We start from the raw sequence: 2,508 nt of genomic DNA, 5'->3' as shown, positions 1-2,508 counted from the left end.
AGGCGTCCTTCGGATTACTGGTCCTGCGGGGCGAACAGCCCCTTGAACTCGGGATCGGCGTAGTAGCGCAGCTTCTGCGCGACGGCGGTGGCTTGCCCCTGCACGCGCAGGAGCTGGTTTTCCGGGCGGAGCTGCATGATTTCATCGGGGGTGAGCAGATCGCGGCCCGTGAGGTTGTTGCTGAAGCTGGGGCCGTCACCGGGCTTGAAGCTGTCGGTCTGAAACCCGGCGGTTTCCTGACCCATCATCTGGCTCAGCCACTTGGCCGTCTCGAAATCATTGACCCCGAAGACCTGCTGCACCCCCGCATTGGCAATGAAGGTGCCCGCGCGTTCGCCGTAGAGATCCTTGAGCTGGCTCATGTCCTGCAGGATTGGCCAGAGCTGCAACCCATAGCCTGCCATCAGCCCCATGGCGCGCTCTACGGCCTCCAGGCGGCCCAGAGCGGCAAACTCGTCCAGGAGGAACAGCGTGGGCGTCTTGAGGCCCTGTGCGGCCCCCTGAGTGCCGACAGGGCCGCTCGGAGAGGTCACAGAGGCTTCTGCGTCCCGTGCAATGTCCTGAAGGGCCTGAGAGACCAGAAGGCGCAGCCAGCGGCTGTAGGCGTCCATCCGGTTCGGCGGCAGCACCAGAAACACCGAAGCGATCCGGTGACGCAGATCGGAGAACTGAAAATCCGACCGCGATGTGACCTTTGCAATGCGCGGGCTGTCCAGGAAATGCGTGTGGCGCTGTGCGTTCGACAGGACGGAGGCGGCTTCGCGATCCGCCTTGCCGAGAAAGCGGTTGGCGGCGCGGGCGATCAGCCCGCCCGCCGCATCGCTGTCCTGCATCAGCTCCAGAAGCGCCTTCAGCCGATCAGGGGGCAGGGTGAGATATTCCCGTACGGTGGCCAGCGTCCGGCGGTCGCGGTCTTCGTGGCAGACGCAGAATATGATCAGTCCGCCAAGGATGGCCTTGGCCTCCTCGTTCCAATGCGCTTCCGTCACCTGTCCCGGCGGGTCCATCACCAGCGCCTCTGTCAGGGAGGTCGCATCCTCGCCCAGATCGAGGCTGTCCGGTGTCAGCCGGTCAAGCGGGTTGTAGGCGGCAGAGGGCAGGCCGGAGACCTTGCCAGTGTCGCTGACACCAAACGGATCGAGGACATGGACCGTTCCGAACCGCCGCCGGGCTTCCCCGGCGATCCGGGCATTCTCACCCTTTGGGTCGATGACCAGAACCGAGCGGTTCGCCGCCAGCAGGTTGGGGATCACGGTGCCGACGCCTTTCCCGGCGCGTGTCGGCGCAAGGGTGATCAGGTGGGCCGGGCCGTCATAGCGCAGCAGCCGACCCGTATGCGGATTGCGCCCGATCAGAAGGCCGTCTTCCCGCTGGAGCTTCTTCAGCTCCTTGCGGTTGGCAAAGCGCGCCGAGCCGTGGCTGTCGCCCGTCAGCCCGAAGAAGGCATCCGCCCCGGAGGCCATGCGCCAATACTGGAACCCGAAGATTCCACCGACAAAAATCAACGGGCCGAAGACCAGCCACTGCCATGCGCTTTGGCCGGGCGGCTGGTCGAAGACGGCGAAGACGAACGGGGTGGCGACGAGTGCTCCGATTATCGCACCGAACAGGACTGCACCGATCATCCATCCCAACAGGATGGGTGTGAAGATCAATCGACTGAAGAACCGAAACAGCCCTCCGAAGGCGAGCATCACGCCCCGCATCAGGACGGTGTTTCCGGGTCAGAGCCGGACGGGGCAGGGGAGGGCGACCCGGAGGATGTCCCCCAGTCCGCGAAGGCCTTGCGATCCTGTTCGCGGGGCAGGTTGCGGATCAGCCGGTCGAGCATCGAAGCGGCCCCGGTATCCCGCTCTGCAAGATCGAGGAGGGCACCGCCGAGGATCACCTTGCGCCGTGTGTCGAGTTTGCGCTGCCTGGTGGCTTCCCGGTTCTTCAGCGCCTGAAGACGGGCCTTGGCCTGGGCGTAGCGTTTCTCGGCGCGCTCAAGTTCGGTTTCTGCCAAATCACTGCCCTCACGAGTTAAAATGTTACTGGTTGATGGTGAGCTTTACACGATCAACTTTAGCGCTTACCCGTAGGCCTGTAAAGGACAAGGGCGCACTTATGCAAACTCTCCACCTGCGGTTCCGAGATTTGCGTGCGATCTCTCTGGGGCCACGCCCCGACCGATGGTCATCCCCTTCGATCCGTTCCGTATCGAGATGGAAGGGCGCGCAGCCCCTTCCAAATCATCCCAGCCCAACCTCAGCGGTTGGATCGCGTCCCGCAATGTCGCGCCAGCGTCTCGCCCGATGCCCCACGGTGGGGGCCGGTCTGCCGCTGACATCTCCCTTGCGGAAGGCGTGGATCGTCGGACCTGTCGGTGCCGATCCACGCCGGGTTTGCCCCCGGCAAACCGCCAGTGAACTGTCCCCATATCCCACCCCCCACGAGGCTGGGGATTTGGGGGCAGATCACTGGCAAGCCCGCGCCTCGGAGAGCCGTTGGCTCGCCTCAAGCGGGCTG

Annotated in this window: 2 protein-coding genes; both read right to left on the bottom strand. The window is 64.4% G+C overall.

Annotated elements, in window-relative coordinates; all coding sequences use genetic code 11:
- Window positions 1-14: 14 nt before the first annotated feature.
- Complete coding sequence (locus LCF59_RS17760; protein WP_292288951.1) at window positions 15-1,694, bottom strand: type IV secretory system conjugative DNA transfer family protein; 1,680 nt, start codon at window positions 1,692-1,694, stop codon at window positions 15-17.
- An 11-nt stretch (window positions 1,695-1,705) separates the two neighbouring features.
- Window positions 1,706-2,005 carry a mobilization protein gene (locus LCF59_RS17755; RefSeq protein WP_292288950.1) on the bottom strand — a complete coding sequence of 100 codons (300 nt, stop codon included), beginning with the start codon at window positions 2,003-2,005 and terminating at the stop codon, window positions 1,706-1,708.
- Window positions 2,006-2,508: the final 503 nt, after the last annotated feature.

This window comes from Marivita sp. (assembly GCF_020055675.1).
Taxonomy (GTDB): domain Bacteria; phylum Pseudomonadota; class Alphaproteobacteria; order Rhodobacterales; family Rhodobacteraceae; genus Marivita.
This window is presented reverse-complemented; position numbering and strand designations above follow the sequence as displayed.